Origin of the sequence: Cryobacterium sp. TMT1-3 (genome assembly GCF_004402315.1) — a bacterium.
Classification (GTDB): Bacteria; Actinomycetota; Actinomycetes; order Actinomycetales; family Microbacteriaceae; genus Cryobacterium; species Cryobacterium luteum.
In genome coordinates this window covers 249,840-266,255 of sequence record NZ_SOFW01000030.1, presented here as the reverse complement: position 1 = coordinate 266,255, position 16,416 = coordinate 249,840, and the positions used below count along the sequence as shown (strand labels likewise).

General features: G+C 64.9%; 16 protein-coding genes. All 16 read left to right on the top strand.

Features of this window, described 5'->3' with window-relative positions:
- Positions 1–141 precede the first annotated feature (141 nt).
- A complete protein-coding gene (locus E3O25_RS10305) occupies positions 142–1,542 on the top strand; it encodes a type II secretion system protein (protein ID WP_134361075.1) in 1,401 nt (466 codons plus the stop codon).
- Positions 1,539–2,213 carry a PilW family protein gene (locus E3O25_RS10300; protein WP_166806010.1) on the top strand — a complete coding sequence of 225 codons (675 nt, stop codon included), beginning with the start codon at positions 1,539–1,541 and terminating at the stop codon, positions 2,211–2,213. Before E3O25_RS10305 ends, E3O25_RS10300 begins: the two co-directional genes overlap by 4 nt.
- Positions 2,210–4,015: a hypothetical protein gene (locus tag E3O25_RS10295; RefSeq protein ID WP_241988562.1), complete on the top strand. Its 1,806-nt coding sequence runs from the start codon at positions 2,210–2,212 to the stop codon at positions 4,013–4,015. Before E3O25_RS10300 ends, E3O25_RS10295 begins: the two co-directional genes overlap by 4 nt.
- 64 nt (positions 4,016–4,079) lie before the next feature.
- Positions 4,080–5,180 (top strand): type IV pilus assembly protein PilM, encoded by a 1,101-nt coding sequence (gene pilM, locus E3O25_RS10290; protein ID WP_134361073.1) that lies wholly within the window; start codon positions 4,080–4,082, stop codon positions 5,178–5,180.
- Positions 5,177–5,863: a hypothetical protein gene (locus tag E3O25_RS10285; protein WP_174721730.1), complete on the top strand. Its 687-nt coding sequence runs from the start codon at positions 5,177–5,179 to the stop codon at positions 5,861–5,863. Before pilM ends, E3O25_RS10285 begins: the two co-directional genes overlap by 4 nt.
- Positions 5,860–6,534: a hypothetical protein gene (locus tag E3O25_RS10280; RefSeq protein ID WP_134361072.1), complete on the top strand. Its 675-nt coding sequence runs from the start codon at positions 5,860–5,862 to the stop codon at positions 6,532–6,534. Before E3O25_RS10285 ends, E3O25_RS10280 begins: the two co-directional genes overlap by 4 nt.
- A gap of 87 nt (positions 6,535–6,621) precedes the next feature.
- Positions 6,622–7,677, top strand: coding sequence for a hypothetical protein (locus E3O25_RS10275; protein WP_092107213.1), 1,056 nt, complete (start codon positions 6,622–6,624; stop codon positions 7,675–7,677).
- 289 nt (positions 7,678–7,966) lie between these two features.
- Complete coding sequence (locus tag E3O25_RS10270) at positions 7,967–8,458, top strand: DUF6121 family protein (RefSeq protein WP_092107215.1); 492 nt, start codon at positions 7,967–7,969, stop codon at positions 8,456–8,458.
- Positions 8,459–8,667: 209 nt separating this feature from the next.
- On the top strand, positions 8,668–9,396 hold the full coding sequence (locus E3O25_RS10265) for a hypothetical protein (protein WP_092107217.1): 729 nt from the start codon (positions 8,668–8,670) through the stop codon (positions 9,394–9,396).
- Between the two features lie 509 nt (positions 9,397–9,905).
- Complete coding sequence (gene rpsL / locus E3O25_RS10260) at positions 9,906–10,280, top strand: 30S ribosomal protein S12 (protein ID WP_035834602.1); 375 nt, start codon at positions 9,906–9,908, stop codon at positions 10,278–10,280.
- On the top strand, positions 10,280–10,750 hold the full coding sequence (gene rpsG, locus E3O25_RS10255; RefSeq protein ID WP_092107221.1) for a 30S ribosomal protein S7: 471 nt from the start codon (positions 10,280–10,282) through the stop codon (positions 10,748–10,750). The genes rpsL and rpsG overlap by 1 nt, the downstream gene beginning before the upstream one ends.
- 129 nt (positions 10,751–10,879) lie before the next feature.
- Positions 10,880–12,994: an elongation factor G gene (gene fusA, locus E3O25_RS10250; protein ID WP_092107223.1), complete on the top strand. Its 2,115-nt coding sequence runs from the start codon at positions 10,880–10,882 to the stop codon at positions 12,992–12,994.
- 134 nt (positions 12,995–13,128) lie between these two features.
- A complete protein-coding gene (gene tuf / locus E3O25_RS10245) occupies positions 13,129–14,322 on the top strand; it encodes an elongation factor Tu (RefSeq protein ID WP_092107225.1) in 1,194 nt (397 codons plus the stop codon).
- A gap of 189 nt (positions 14,323–14,511) precedes the next feature.
- A complete protein-coding gene (locus tag E3O25_RS10240; RefSeq protein WP_092107227.1) occupies positions 14,512–14,955 on the top strand; it encodes a hypothetical protein in 444 nt (147 codons plus the stop codon).
- A gap of 484 nt (positions 14,956–15,439) precedes the next feature.
- Positions 15,440–15,748 (top strand): 30S ribosomal protein S10, encoded by a 309-nt coding sequence (gene rpsJ, locus E3O25_RS10235; protein ID WP_035834607.1) that lies wholly within the window; start codon positions 15,440–15,442, stop codon positions 15,746–15,748.
- An 8-nt stretch (positions 15,749–15,756) separates the two neighbouring features.
- Entirely contained in the window at positions 15,757–16,416 is a 660-nt protein-coding gene (gene rplC, locus E3O25_RS10230) for a 50S ribosomal protein L3 (protein WP_092107229.1), read from the top strand.

The following is a 16,416-nucleotide window of genomic DNA, read 5'->3' as shown; positions in this document are numbered from 1 at the left end:
CCGGCCGCCGCATCCGCTGGCCGCAGCGCTCATTGCTCTGCACAGCTTCACTTCTCATATCGGCGTGAGCCGGGGTGGGCCTTCGGGTCGCCCCGGCCGCGCGGTCTCACCCTCATCCCAAACCTCGCGAAGGAGGCTCACGTGAAAGCTCTGCTCCGTCACCTGGGCCGCCGCCTCGCCCGAAAAGCCAGCGGCAACAACAGCAACGACGCCGGCATCAGTCTCATTGAAGTCCTTGTGGCCATGATGATTTTCGCGATCATCGCCGTCGGCGTTGGCTACGGCATCGTCACCTCGCTCTACCTCAGCAACGACGCCCGGTCGCGCGAAGCCGCCACCAACCTCGCAGCGCAGGAGATCGATCTGGCCCGATCGGCGGGCGACGTGTTCAGCGTGCTCGACCGCACCACCACCGTCGTGCAGAACGGCACGACCTTCAGCGTGCACCGCTCCACCGACTGGGAAACCACCACCGGTGCCGACGGCAACTGCGGATCCGGCGGCGGCCAGCTGCGCTACCGCCGCGTCAACGTCTCCGTCACCTGGGACAGCATGCGCGCAACGACCCCGGTCGTGCGCGCCGACAGCGCCCTCGCCCCTGGCAGCCGCATCAACGATCCCGGCCTCGGCACCATCCTCGTCTCGGTGCTGACCGCTTCCGGCAGCGGCGCCGCCGGTGTGGCCATCTCCGCCGTGCCTGGCGTCGTGCCCAATGCTGCTGCAACCTTGACCGAGACCCCAACGGCAACGGATGCGCAGGGTTGCAGCTATCTGCTCAAGGTCAAACCCGGCACGTACGACGTGAGCGCGTCCCGACCGAACTTCGTCGACAAGAACCAGGCGAGCTCGTCGACGATGACCGTCGGCGTTGCGGCCGGGGGAGCAGCATCCGTTGCCTTCGCCTATGACCTGGCCGGCACGATTACGGCCAGCTACGGCACGAACGTGACCTCGGGAACCACCCTGCTCCCGAACGACCTGCACACAACCTGGCGCAGCACCTATGCCGCCTATACGCCCCTGAATGCTAATACCGCCACCACTCAAGCGGTTCGGCTGCATCCATTCGCGTCAGGCTATCAGGTGTTCGCGGGCAGCTACGTGGCACCCACGCCCACCACGAACGGCTGCGTCGCGGTCGATCCGGCGGCCTGGACGACGCCGGCCCCCGACGGCGCGATCGGCACGGCGGCGGCCCAGGTCGCCACGCTGCCCGGTGGCGGCGCGAGCGTGGACGTACCGCTCGGCGTGCTGACCGTGTCCGGCCTGGCCGGGCAGTACCTGCTGGCCGTCTCACAGCCGGCCGGAGTTGCGGCCGGAGACCCCGGCTGCGCTCTCGAGACCACCTTCAGCTTCGGGCCGCTGCCCGCCGGCCCCTCGGCCCAACTCGGCCTCCCGTTCGGTTCATTCGCACTGTTCTCTGGTGCCTCCAGCGCCACGACAATCGCACCGGTCCCGGCGGCGAACCTGGTCCTACTCACTCGCGGCAGCATTGCCGGGTCCGTCGTCACGCTGGACCCGCGCCTGGTCGTGGCCCCGTGACGCGCTGGCAGCTGCTGCGGGCAGGCAACCGGGAGAGCGGGCTCTCCCTCGTTGAACTGCTCGTCTCGATGGTGCTGCTCGGCGTGCTTCTGACCATGATCTCCGGACTGTACATCTCTGCGACCCGGTCGCTCGATCAGGCCAAGTCGCTCGGCAGTAATACCCGACAGGTGTCCAACGGTATGAACGAGGTGGCTCGGGTCATCCGCGCGGCCACGGCGAACCCCGTGGCGGGGCATCCGCTCTCCGACCCGGCCGTCGAGGAGGCGACCGCGGAAGCGCTCACCCTGTACGCCTACGTCAACCTCGGCATGTCGGCGCAGCGGCCGGTGAAAATTCAGCTGGCGGTCGACGCCGACCGGCGCCTAATCGAGACCCGCTGGGCGTCGATCGCGCTCGCCGGCGGATTCTTCTCCTTCGAAACGTCGCCCCAGTCGTCGCGCATCGTCGCCGAGAGCGTCGCGCCGGGCGGCACCGCACTGTTTCGCTACCTGGACAGCGCGGGGGTGCCCGTGGCCAGCGCCGGTGCCTTCACGGCCACCGAGCTGCGCAGCATCGCCGCCATTTCGGTGAATCTCACCGTGCAGGCCAGCCCGACAGATGCGCGCAGCGCGGTCACCCTGCAGAATACGGTCGGTATGCCCAACGTGGCTCTGGCGGCCCGGTCATGAGCGCCCGGTCGAACGCGCGCGGCTCCGCCTTCGTGCGCGCAGCTCGCGCGCGCCTCGGGCGCGGGCCGAATGAACCGGACGCCGTTTCCGAACGCGGCGCGGCGCTCGTCGTCGTGATCGGCCTCGGGCTGCTGCTGCTCACGCTCGTCGCCACCGCTATGACGTTCTCGGTCAGCGGCAGCCTCAAGGCCACGAGTGATCAAAACTGGAACGGCGCAATGGCCGCCGCCTATGCCGGGGTCGCCGACTACGAAAGCCGCCTCGCCAACGACAACACCTACTTTCATTATGGCAACTCGGCCGCCGCCTTCAGCGTCGGAAGCGCTCTGACGCCTCCCTCTGTGCCCAATCCCGCGTTCGACGTGGGAGCCGCGGGCGGCTGGGGCAGCGTCGCCGGCAGCGGCGGCACGGCCAGCTACCGATACGAGGTCGACAACTCCGTCTATTCCGCCTCGGGCGTTCTGCGCATCCGCTCCACCGGCCGGGTGGGCACCTCCACCCGTAGCATCGTTGCCAACCTGCGCCAGGACGGGTTCATTGACTACCTCTATTTCACGATCTATGAGATCCAGGATCCGGAACAGAGCGGCCTGACCGCCTGCGCCGACACCTATGCCTGGGCGGGCCGCTCAGTACCGTGTAGCGATATCGCCTTCGGCGGCGGCGACGTCATCAACGGTCCGGCGCACTCCAACGACACCATCCGCATCTGTGATGCCACGTTCAACGGGCTGATCACCACCGGAAGCCCGGGGCCGACCGGGTCGAATTACCTCAAACAGAATTCGAACGGCGGCGCCTGCTCCGGTCAAGTATTCAACGGCGGCCAGCCGACGACCAGCCCGGTCATCGCGATGCCGGCTACCAACATGCAGCTCAAGCAGGAAACCCGGACCGACGCCGGTATCGACGCTCCGGGTTGCCTCTACACCGGCCCGACCAGCATCGTACTGAATAGCTCGGGCACCATGACCATCCGTTCGCCCTGGACCAAGAAGACCCGCATCGTCGGGGACCCGGCGACGTCGGGCAGCACGCCGGCGGCCTGCGGCCTACCGGGAAATGCCAATGGTCAGCTCGGCTCTACGGCCGGCGCCACCGTCCCGGTGTTGAACGCGAACCTGCTCTTCGTCCAGAGCGTTCCGGGCGTCGTGACTGATCCGAACTATACGAGCAGCACCGACTGGCCGAGCGGCCAAAGCGCGGCCACCTGCTCCGTCGGCAACGGCATCGGCTTTCCCGTGACGCATGAAACCGCGCCAAGCGCCCGGTCCTATGACTGCCGCAGGGGTGATGCCTTCGTCAAGGGAACCCTGGACGGCACGATGACCATCGCCACCGACAACTTTCTCTACGTCACCGGCGACATCATTTATTCGGATGCATCCACCGACGTGCTCGGGCTGGTCGCGCAGAATGCCATCTGGGTTTGGAACCCGTACTGCGACAGTACGCATGGGGTGATTTGCCCGGGGGTTGGCCGCGGTGCAGGCGGCGCCATCCTGCCTGACAATCGGCGCATCGACGCGGCCATGCTCTCGCTCGACCACACCATTCAGGTGCAGAACTACGACCGCGGCGGCGCGCAGGGAACGCTCACCATCAACGGTTCCCTCGCACAGAAGTACCGCGGGATCGTGCGCTCCGGCAGCAACGGTTACACCAAGAACTACACTTACGATCCGCGCTTTCGCTACATTGCGCCGCCCAAATTCCTCTCGCCGGTGTCGGCCCGCTACAGCGTGAACCTGCTGGTTGAAGTGAGTTCGGCGTTCACCGCGCGGGGTGCGACGGTTCCGTAATGACCGGCCGCGCCCAGCATCCACTCGTCAGTTCACCCGTCCCTATATATAAGGAGCACTCCTCGTGGCCCAGAACGTCGTAGGAATAGACATCGGCACCGCGCATCTGCGCGCCGTAGAGGTTCGAAACCCCGGCAAGACCCGGCCCACCGTGCTGCGCTACCACGAGGTGCCACTGCCGACCGGCGCCGTCAGCGGCGGTGAGGTGCTCGAACCGCATACCGTCGCGGCCGCTCTCAAGGCGCTCTGGTCGGGTGGCGGGTTTCGTTCCCGCCAGGTCGTGCTCGGCATGGGTAGCCAGCGGGTGCTCGCCCGTGACCTGAGCGTGCCCAAAATGTCGCTGGCCCGCATTCGCCAGTCGCTGCCGTTCGAGGTGCAGGACCTGCTCCCGGTTCCCGTCGCCGACGCCCTGCTCGACTTCTATCCCATCTCCGAATCCACCACCGAGCACGGGCCAACGGTGAACGGCCTGCTCATCGCGGCGGTCAAAGCTGCCGTGGTCGCCAACGTGTCGGCGGCCCGGCTGGCCGGCCTCACCACGATCGACGTCGACCTCATTCCGTTCGCGGTCAGTCGCCTGCTGGTCACCCGCCCCGGCATGGACGGCGTCGTCGCCGTGATCGACCTCGGTGCCACCACCACGAGCGTGGTTATCACCCGGCAGGGCGTGCCGCAGTTCGTGCGCATCATCCCCACCGGAGGCGACGACGTTACCCGGGCGCTCGCCGCCGGTCTGAAAACGGATGCCGCCACCGCCGACCTGCTCAAGCGTCGCGTCGGCCTGCTGGCCGCGACCAACGCCGCGCCCCACCAGGAAGTCCCCTTCGACGGGGTCATCGCCGGCGGATCCGGCCCGATCGACGCGGCCGGCGCCCACATCATCGCCGAGGTCATGAACGACCAGCTGGGCAGTGTGGTCAACACCCTCAGTTACTATGCGAGCACCCGGCCGAGCGATCCGGTGACCGCGATCGTGCTCAGCGGCGGGGGAGCCCGCCTGCCGGGACTGCCGGAAGCCGTGTCGAAACTCACCCGGCTGGGGGTGTCCACGGGAGATCCGTTATCGACGGTGGGGCTGGCATCCGCTCTCGACGCGGAGGGGCTGCGCCTCAGCAGCGCCGCTTACACGGTGGCCCTCGGACTTGCGCTCGGGCGTGCCGCATGAATCGCCGCGCGAAAGACGACGAGCTCGTCATCGGCGGCGACCAGCGGCTCGACCTGCTGCCGCCCGAAGTGCGCGCGGAGCGGCGGGCCCAGCGGCAACGGCGACGCCTGAGCCTCGGCGTCGTCGGGGTGGCCGTGGTCATGGGTCTGCTCGTGGGCTCGGCCACGGCGCTCTCGCTGACAGCCCAGGCCGACCTGGCCAGCGAGCAGGCGCGCACCGAAACGCTGCTGACCGACCAGGCCGGGTACTTTGCCGTGCGGGCCCTGCAAAACCAGGTCACGCTCACCGAGGCGGCGCAGCGGGTGGGGGCCTCCACCGAGATCGACTGGAAGGAATACCTGGGGGCCGTGCAGGGCACCCTGCCGCGCAGCGTGGCGATCAGCTCCGTGCAGGTTGACTCGGCGACGCCGCTCGCGGCCTACGGCCAGGCGACCGCGCCGTTGCAGGGCCTGCGGGTGGCGACGGTGTCGTTCACCGCAACGAGTACCCTGCTGCCGGATATTCCGGCCTGGCTCAGCGCGCTCGGCCGACTCGACGGGTTCGCCGACGCCCTGCCCGGCTCGGTCTCGCTCGACCAGACCACCGGTATCTACACGGTCACCATCACCATGCACGTCAACGACCTGGCCTTCGCGCATCGTTTTGACCCGACGAAAGATTCAACGGAAGAGAAGCAGCCATGAATCACAACAAACTCTGGCTCATCGGCTCGGCGCTGGTGACGAGCGTCATTGTCGTTCTCGGCGTTCTGCTGGGCATTCAGCCCCAGCTCGAGACCATGAACGCGGCCAACGCGAGTCGCACCGCCGTGCAGGCGACGAATACGGGGCACGTCGCCCTGCTCGCCCGCCTCAAGCATGACTTCGCCAACCTCGACGCCCTCACCACGACAGCGGATGCGCTCGCCGAGTCGGTGCCGAGCGGTTCAATGATGCCGGCCCTGGTCGACCAGCTCGACGCCGAGGCCCTGGCCGCCGGTCTCACCCTGACCGGAATGACCGTGACCGAGGCGGTGGCCTACGCGCCGATCCTGCCCGCCGCGGCGGCAGTGCCGGCGGACGGTGCGGCCGTTCCGGCGGATCCGGCAGTTGTTCCGGCAGTCGTGCCGGCCGCGGTTGTCACGACCACGGCGGTCAACGCAACCAACTTCGCGGCCTTCCCGCTGCAGGTCACCGTCACGGGCAGCTACGACGAGGTGCTCGACTTCGTCGCCCGTCTGCAATCCGGAAGCCGATTGTTCCTGGTCAGCGGCCTCGACACGGTCGCGGCGCCCGCGCTGCCCGGCCTGGTGAACGCGACCGTCTCCGGGCTGGTCTATTCTCTCGTGGCGCCGGCGGCGGCATCCGCTGGATAATGCGGCGGCACGCCGAGTCTTCATGGCATTCGCTGCGCCCTTGGTACAGTAGAAGTCAGTCACGGCGAAGGCCACGAGGAGTTCAGCATGAGCGACAACACGCCCACCGACGGCAAGAAGAACCCTGAAACGGATGCTGCCGCAGCGCCCGATCTGAGCCCGGCCGAGCACGGTTCCAGCGACCAGAGCGGTGCGCCCGAGCATGCCGTGCCGGTTGTGCCGGAGCAGGAGCCCATCGTCATCGACTATGACGCCATCAACGCCAACCTGAGCGCGGCTGAGCGCGCCGACGCCCAGTCCGCCTCGGCGGCAACCCGCAACCTGGCACCCATGTCGACGGCCGCCCCGGTCTCGCCGGCTGAGGCCGACGCGCCGAGCCTCGCCGATGACTACGCCGATTCCTATACTCCCGCCGCGACCGTTCCGGCCACGAGCACGGCGTTCGACTCCGAGCCGGTCGTGCAGATCGTGCCGGAGGAGCGCATTGTGGCAACGGCTGCCGCCGTGGAACAGCCGGTCGAAGACGTTCCCGTTGCCGCCGCTCCGACGTACACCCCGCCGACTCAGTCACCGATCTACGTGCAGGCACCGACCAAGCCGAAGGACCGCAGCAACCGGGGCGGCGGCATTCTCATCGCCTTGCTCGCCACCGTCGTCTTCGCGGTGCTCTACGCCGTCGCGGCGTTCATTATCATCGGTGTGACGAGCACATCGATCGCGGCGACCGTCGACGGATTTAGCAGCGTCGCTCTGCTCCCGCTCTTCTACATCCCCATCATTTTCTTCTTCCTCGCCTTTGCCGCTCTCATCTCGCTGGTCAATCGGGGCGGCTGGTGGGCCTACGTGCTGTTCGGATTCCTCGTCGCTGTTGTGGTTTATTTCGCCTACATCGGCGGTGCGCTGCTCGGCCTCGTGTTCGACGGACGGGCCGACGGCCTCAGCCCGGCTGAAATTGGCCGCATCGTGGGCACCCTGTGGCTCAATCCCGGTGCGATCGCCGCCGCGCTCATCGCCCGCGAGGTACCGATCTGGGCGGGAGCCTGGATCGCCCGCCGCGGTCGCCGCGTCACCGCCAAGAACCTCGAGTCGCGCACCGAATACGAGCGCCTGCTCGCCGACGGTCCACACCTCACCCGCCCGTAACGCCGGGTTTCGCTCCCAAGCCCCGGCTTCGCGCCCGTAACCCCCGGCTTCGCTCCCACGCCCCGGCTACCCTGATGGCAGCCGGGGCTTCGTGGTTGTCGGCCCCGGCCCTCCTGCTTGCGGACGGGGCCCGGGCCCGGACCGTGGGCCCAGCCTATAAACCGGGCCCGGGGACGGGGCCCAGGCCCCGTCCGACGTTGGGCTCGCGCCGGGCCGGGCGGGCTCGCGCCGGCCGGGCCTCGGCATCCGCTGGGTGTCGCGCTACGCCCCGCGGGCCTACGCTGGAGCCATGCGGGAATACCGAAAGTACGCGATCACCATGGCGGCCTTCTCGGTGGCCCTGTACGTGGCCCTCATCGTGGCGGCGTTCGGGGTGCTCAGCCTGCTGCTCAATCGCGACGTCATCAACGAGACGGATGCCGGCGCTCTTCTCGGCCCCATCATGGTCACCACCGCGGTCCTCGCGCTGGTCTGGGTCGTTCTCGGCGCGGTGCTGCGCTCACCCGAACGCCTTACGCACGTTCCGCCGCTGCCGATCTTCATGGCCGGCGTTGCCGCGTACCTCGGCTATTGCCTGTCCGGGGGAGTGTTCTACAGCCTCGGCGCCGGCGAACTCTTTCGTTCCGTCGTCTTCATCGGCGGAGAGATGATGGGCCCGTTCGCGATCGCCGTGGCGGTGAGCGGTTGGCTGATCGCGTTCCTGTTCTTCGTCGTGTTGCTCGCCAAGCCGTCGGGATCCGGCGCTCCCGAGTGGCCGTGGCAGAAGAACGACGACCACTAGAGCTGCCTGGGCGGCCCGGCATGCCCGTTATCGGCATCCGCTGCGCGAGGTGTCACGCTGCGCGAGGTATGACGCTGCGCGAGGTGCCACAAATGGCCCCTTGAAGTTGATTCATGGGGCCATTGTTGGCATCTCGCGGGGTGTACGACCAGTCATGGGGCCATTGTTGGCATCTCGCGAAGAACGCGTTACGAGTACCCTTAGGCACTATGGAAAGGTCCATCGAGTCGCGCGTCAACCACGAGGTTGAGAATTGGCTGCGTTGGATCACCCGGTGGCGCCCCGCAACGCACCGCGGACGCGCCAGACTCTGCCGCCAATGCTTCGGCTCACCGATCGTCGCCTCCGCCGGGCTCGCCGTCGACGTTCCCCACGTCGTGCAACACGCCCTGTCAATGCGCATGAAGATCGTGATCGACGCCTCGGTCGACGAGTACACCGAACTCAACCTGCCCCTGCTCGCGCACGAGCTCAATCTGAGTGAGCGCCGCGAATCTGCTCAGGCTTACCGGCCCGCCGAGGGCCTCGACCCGGAGTTTCTCGGCCTCGACCTCGACCCCCAACCGGCAGCGGATGCCCCCTACCTCTTCACCTTCAGCGAGCTCGCCGACCAGCAGCCCCCCGAACCCCAGCCGAAGCCTCCTCCGGTCCTGGCGCCCGATGACGCCGACCACACCCACGGCCCCGAGCACAGCGCCGCAGTGACCCCCGACCCCCTTCCTCCGCTCACTGCCGAGGAGAAGGCCGCGCTGAAGGCCGAGATGCGGCTCGCCGATGAATTTGCGACCCAGGTCGGGCTTCGCGTGTGCGCCCAGCTCGCGCACGAGCGGCCGCGCCTGCTCGCGGCGATCGCGCAGTATGTCGAGCCGCAGGTGCAGGCCCTGCTCGCCGATCTCGAGAGCACCCTCGACTCCCCGCTCTGGCCGCGCAATCCCTAGCCGAGCCGCAGCATCCGTTCTGTTGCCGACCGGGCCCACTTTATGCACTCGGGCCCAGCTTATAAACTGGGCCCAGGGACGGGGCCCGGGCCCCGTCCGAAAAAGGGGGCGGAGCCTCCCTCGGAGCGACCGGGCGCAGGTTGTGCAGGCGGGACCACGATAGATCATGGGCCCAGTTTCCGGGCCCGGGCCCGGAAAGAAAAGACAGGGCGAACAGGCCGCCGGGCGACACCACGACCCGGGGCGCAACCCATTTGACCATCACGGTACCGCCGGGCTAGACTCATCGGGTGTGCGCTTTGTCGTGCGCCTGAGTTATGCCCTCTTGAGAGCACAGGCCGAGATTCCACACATGTAGGGCTGGTCGAAGGCCATGCCCCCACGGCATACCCACCAAAAAACGCGCGAGTAATCGTGTGGGTTCAAGCGGGTCCAGATGAACTCGACTTACACGTCGAATGCTAACCATCACAAAGCTGTCACCGTGCAGCAATAACAAGGAGTAATTAGTGCCCACCATTCAGCAGTTGGTCAGGAAGGGCCGTAGCCCCAAGGTCACCAAGACCAAGGCTCCCGCCCTGAAGTCCAACCCGCAGCAGCGCGGCGTTTGCACCCGCGTTTACACGACCACCCCGAAGAAGCCGAACTCGGCTCTGCGCAAGGTCGCCCGCGTCAAGCTCTCCAACGGCACCGAGGTCACCGCCTACATTCCCGGCGAGGGCCACAACCTGCAGGAGCACTCCATGGTGCTCGTGCGCGGAGGCCGTGTTAAGGACCTCCCCGGTGTGCGTTACAAAATCATTCGCGGCGCACTGGACACCCAGGCCGTCAAGAACCGCAAGCAGGCACGCAGCCGCTACGGTGCAAAGATGGAGAAGAAGTAATGCCCCGTAAAGGACCCGCTCCCAAGCGCCCTGTCATTGCCGACCCGGTTTACGGTGCACCCATCGTCAGCCAGCTCGTCAACAAGATTCTTCTCGATGGCAAAAAGGGCCTCGCCGAGCGCATCGTTTACGACGCCCTCGCCGGAGTCTCCGCCAAAAACGAGCTGGATGCCGTCGTCACGCTGAAGAAGGCACTCGACAACGTTCGTCCGACCCTCGAGGTGCGTTCGCGCCGCGTCGGTGGTTCCACGTACCAGGTTCCGGTTGAAGTCAAGCCGCACCGCGCCAACACCCTGGCGCTGCGCTGGTTGACCAGCTACGCCAAGGCGCGTCGCGAGAAGACCATGACCGAGCGTCTCACCAACGAGATCCTCGACGCGAGCAACGGCCTCGGTGCCGCTGTCAAGCGTCGTGAAGACACTCACAAGATGGCAGAAGCGAACAAGGCCTTCGCTCACTACCGCTGGTAGTCAGATCCATCGAGCATTCCTGATCACCAGGCAGGCGCGTGCTGAGTCTTGCACGCGCCTGCCCACTGACAAGCGGATGTTTACGGCCCTGTTCCGCATTCCCCACCCCTATCCTTCCGGAGGACCCCTGTGGCACTTGACGTGCTCACCGACCTGAGTAAGGTCCGCAATATCGGCATCATGGCTCACATTGATGCTGGCAAGACCACCACGACTGAGCGCATCCTGTTCTACACGGGTGTCAACCACAAGATCGGCGAGACCCACGACGGCGCCTCGACGATGGACTGGATGGCGCAGGAGCAGGAACGTGGCATCACGATCACCTCTGCTGCGACGACGTGTTTCTGGGACAACAACCAGATCAACATCATCGACACCCCCGGACACGTGGACTTCACCGTGGAGGTGGAGCGTTCGCTCCGCGTCCTCGACGGTGCCGTTGCCGTGTTCGACGGCAAGGAGGGCGTTGAGCCCCAGTCCGAAACCGTGTGGCGTCAGGCCGACAAGTACGACGTGCCCCGCATTTGCTTCGTCAACAAGATGGACAAGCTCGGCGCCGACTTCTACTTCACGGTCGACACCATCATCAAGCGCCTCGGCGCGAAGCCGCTGGTCATTCAGCTGCCGATCGGTGCAGAGTCGGAATTTGAGGGTGTCGTTGACCTCGTTCAGATGCGTGCGCTGACCTGGCGCGGCGACTCCAAGGGTGACGTGGAGATGGGCTCGAAGTACGCCATCGAAGAGATCCCCGCTGACCTCGTCGAAAAGGCTGCTGAGTACCGCAAGCTCCTGCTCGAGACCGTCGCCGAAACCGACGACGACCTCATGGAGCGTTACTTCGCCGGCGAAGAGCTGACGGTCGCCGAGATCAAGGGCGCCATCCGCAAACTCACCATCAACAGTGAGATCTACCCGGTTCTCTGTGGTTCTGCGTTCAAGAACCGCGGCGTTCAGCCCATGCTCGACGCTGTCATTGATTACCTGCCGACGCCGCTCGACGTGCCTGCCATTGAGGCACACGACCCGCGCGACGAAGAAAAGGTCATCATGCGTCACCCCGACGCCGAGGAGCCGTTCACGGCTCTCGCGTTCAAGGTTGCGGTGCACCCGTTCTTCGGTCGCCTCACCTACGTGCGCGTGTACTCGGGCCGTCTCGACTCCGGAGCCCAGGTCATCAACTCGACCAAGGGCAAGAAGGAGCGCATCGGCAAGATTTTCCAGATGCACGCCAACAAGGAGAACCCGGTCGGTTTCGTTACCGCCGGTCACATCTACGCGGTCATCGGCCTCAAGGACACCACCACGGGCGACACCCTGTGCGACCCGAACCAGCAGGTTGTCCTCGAGTCCATGACGTTCCCTGACCCGGTCATCGAGGTCGCTATCGAGCCCAAGACCAAGCAGGACCAGGAAAAGCTGGGCCTTGCCATTCAGAAGCTCGCCGAAGAAGACCCCACGTTCCGTACCGAGCAGAACCAGGAAACTGGCCAGACGGTAATCAAGGGAATGGGTGAACTTCACCTGGACATCCTGGTCGACCGCATGAAGCGTGAATTCAACGTTGAGGCGAACGTCGGCAAGCCCCAGGTCGCGTACCGCGAGACGATCCGCAAGGCCGTTGAGCGTCACGACTACACGCACAAGAAGCAGACCGGTGGATCCGGCCAGTTCGCGAAGATTCAGATCGCGATCGAGCCGATGGAAATCACTGCTGAGAAGTCGTACGAGTTCCTCAACAAGGTCACCGGTGGCCGTATCCCGCGTGAGTACATCCCCTCGGTAGATGCTGGAATTCAGGATGCGCTCCGCGTAGGCATCCTGGCCGGCTACCCGATGGTGGGCGTTCGAGCCAGCCTGCTTGACGGCGCTGCGCACGACGTCGACTCCTCGGAGATGGCCTTCAAGATTGCCGGCTCGATGGGCTTCAAGGAAGCCGTTCGTAAGGCGAACCCCGTTCTGCTCGAGCCGCTGATGGCCGTCGAAGTTCGTACCCCTGAGGAATACATGGGTGACGTAATCGGCGACCTCAACTCGCGTCGTGGGCAGATCCAGACCATGGAGGATGCGCAGGGCGTGAAGGTAATTCGCGCTCACGTTCCACTGTCGGAGATGTTCGGTTATATCGGTGACCTGCGGTCGAAGACCTCAGGCCGTGCGGTGTACTCGATGACGTTCGAGAGCTATGCGGAGGTCCCGAAGGCTGTTGCCGACGAGATCATCAACAAGAACAAGGGCGAATAGCCCCTAAGGTGGCCTTCGGGCCAAAATCGCTTCGGCCACCTGGCCCTAGTAACATAAGTAGACACATCCAGCGCATACCGGCCGCTCATAACGGCGGCCGTGAATTTGCACGCGAGTCCTGAGGAGGACCCACAGTGGCCAAGGCCAAGTTCGAGCGGACAAAGCCGCACGTAAACATCGGAACGATCGGTCACGTTGACCACGGAAAGACCACGCTGACTGCAGCGATCTCCAAGGTTCTTGCCGATAAGTTCCCGTCCAAGATCAACGTTCAGCGCGACTTCGCGTCGATTGACTCGGCTCCGGAAGAACGCCAGCGCGGCATCACGATCAACATTTCGCATGTTGAGTATGAGACCGACAAGCGTCACTACGCGCACGTCGATGCTCCGGGCCACGCTGACTACATCAAGAACATGATCACCGGTGCTGCTCAGATGGACGGCGCAATCCTCGTGGTTGCCGCTACTGACGGCCCGATGGCTCAGACCCGTGAGCACGTTCTTCTCGCCAAGCAGGTCGGCGTTCCGACCCTGCTCGTCGCGCTGAACAAGGCCGACATGGTTGATGACGAAGAGATCATGGAGCTCGTTGAGCTCGAAGTTCGTGAACTTCTCTCCAGCCAGGGTTTCGATGGCGACAACGCCCCCGTCATCCAGGTTTCCGCACTCAAGGCGCTTGAAGGCGACGAGAAGTGGACCGGCAACATCCTTGAGCTCATGAAGGCCGTTGACGATTTCATCCCCGACCCGATCCGCGACAAGGACAAGCCGTTCTTGATGCCGATCGAGGACGTCTTCACGATCACCGGCCGTGGCACCGTTGTTACGGGCCGCGCCGAGCGTGGAACCCTCAAGATCAACTCCGAGATCGAGATCGTCGGCATCCGCCCGACGCAGAAGACCACGGTTACCGGTATTGAGATGTTCCACAAGCAGCTCGACGAGGCGTGGGCCGGCGAGAACTGTGGACTTCTTCTTCGTGGCACCAAGCGCGAAGACGTTGAGCGCGGCCAGGTCGTCGTCAAGCCGGGTTCGGTTACGCCGCACACCGACTTCGAGGGCACCGCGTACATCCTCAGCAAGAACGAGGGTGGCCGTCACAACCCGTTCTACGCGAACTACCGCCCGCAGTTCTACTTCCGCACCACGGACGTCACCGGCGTCATCACGCTGCCCGAGGGCACCGAGATGGTCATGCCTGGCGACACCACCGACCTGACTGTCGCGCTGATTCAGCCGATCGCCATGGAAGAGGGCCTCGGCTTCGCTATCCGTGAAGGTGGCCGCACCGTCGGCGCCGGCACGGTCACCAAGATCATCAAGTAGTCTTCTTCTACTGATCTCCTGAAAGGGGGTCGGGCCTTCGGGCCCGGCCCCCTTTTTTGCACCCGGACGCATCCACCGTGGATACAGCCACCAAGCGGAGACTCACCTCGGCGCGGCCGCCTGTTTCGAGCCCATGTCGTTGCTCGGGGGAGTCCTGCAGAATCCTCAGTTTTCGGTTAGGGTCTGCCCATGCAGATATCGAAACTGGAAATGCGCATCCTGATGGTGATCGCGGTCGTTGTGGTCGGCATCCTGGCCGTGGTGATCGTGCCACGCCTGGCCGGGTCCGCTCCCGCTGCCCAAACCGCCGTCACCCGGGTGACTCCGACCCCGAGCCCAACCGTCGTTCCCGCCCCGACTCCGACGCCAACCGCGCAGACCGAGCAGCAGATTCTCGACAACATCGTGGTCAGCACCGTGAGCGTTTACAGCGTGCTGGTCTGCGACAGCCTCGAGGAATACGCCACCCTGAGCATTCCCGCGATCATCACCCAGGTGCTCGCCGAATATCCGACCACAGGTTTGACAGAGCAATCCCGTCAGATCATGGCCGAGCGTGTGCTCACCGAATCCACCGCGAAGAGCTGCCCCGACCAGAGCCCGCGCGTGGCCGCCGGCATCAGCCAGGGCTAGCCGCGAAAATCGTTCGAAAGCGGATGCCCGCGGCCGGCCGGCCGCCGTCATTCGCTTGAATACCGAACGACACGCCGAGCGCGACACGCCCGGGTTGCATGTAATGGCAACAGTGTGGCAGACTCTTCTAGTTCAACACTTTCGGCATGCGCGTGCGCAGTCGGAATCACTGCCAGGCAGTGCATAGTCGCGTCACAGTCTTTCGAAAAACACATCGTCGAAAGAGCGTTGATTGCAGGCTAGGCCGCAGGGAGCAGAGCGCAGCATAAATCAACGAACTGGTTGGCGTGGGTAAAACCGTGCCGTCCCCCAGGGTCTGCTTCTGGGAGTCGACGTTGACGATGAGCGTCGGTCATTCGGCGTGAAATCGAAATTGACATATGAACAGTGGTGCTAATAGCAGCAGTGCTACTACGGCGTCCAATGCAACCTCGGCAAATCGTGCCGTTGTCTGTAAGACGCCTCGACAGAGAGAGAGTTCGACATGGCGGGACAGAAGATCCGCATTCGACTTAAGTCGTATGACCACGAGGTCATCGACATTTCGGCGCGCAAGATCGTCGACACAGTGACCCGTGCGGGCGCTACAGTCGTCGGCCCGGTGCCGCTTCCGACCGAGAAGAACGTGGTGTGTGTCATCCGTTCCCCTCACAAGTACAAGGACAGCCGGGAGCACTTTGAAATGCGCACCCACAAGCGTCTGATCGACATCATTGACCCGACCCCGAAGGCTGTTGACTCGCTCATGCGCCTCGACCTCCCGGCCGACGTCAACATCGAGATCAAGCTCTAGGGCCCGCGATGTCTTACTCCGATACCAAGACCACCAAGGGTCTCCTCGGCAAGAAGCTCGGCATGACCCAGGTGTGGGACGAGAACAACAAGCTTGTTCCCGTTACCGTCATCGAGATCGCGCCGAACGTTGTCACGCAGATTCGTACTAAGGCCGTCGACGGCTACAACGGCGTTCAGATCGCCGCTGGCCCCATCGACCCGCGCAAGGTCAACAAGCCCCTTGCCGGTCACTTCGACAAGGCCGGCGTCACGCCGCGTCGCCACATCACTGAGCTCCGCACCGCGGACGCCGCTGACTACAACCTGGGCCAGGAGCTCACCGTTGACGGTGTCTTCGCTGCCGGCACCAAGGTTGATGTCATGGGCACCAGCAAGGGTAAGGGTTTCGCCGGTGTTATGAAGCGTCACAACTTCAAGGGTGTTTCCTCCTCTCACGGTTCGCACCGCAACCACCGCAAGCCCGGTTCCATCGGTGCTTCCTCGACTCCGAGCCGTGTCTTCAAGGGCATGCGCATGGCCGGTCGTATGGGTGGCGAGCGCGTAACCGTGCTGAACCTCAAGGTGCACGCTATTGACGCCGACAAGGGCCTCATGCTCGTCAAGGGTGCCGTTCCCGGTGCTCGTGGCCGTCTCGTATTCGTTCGCAACGCAGTGAAGGGAGCCTAG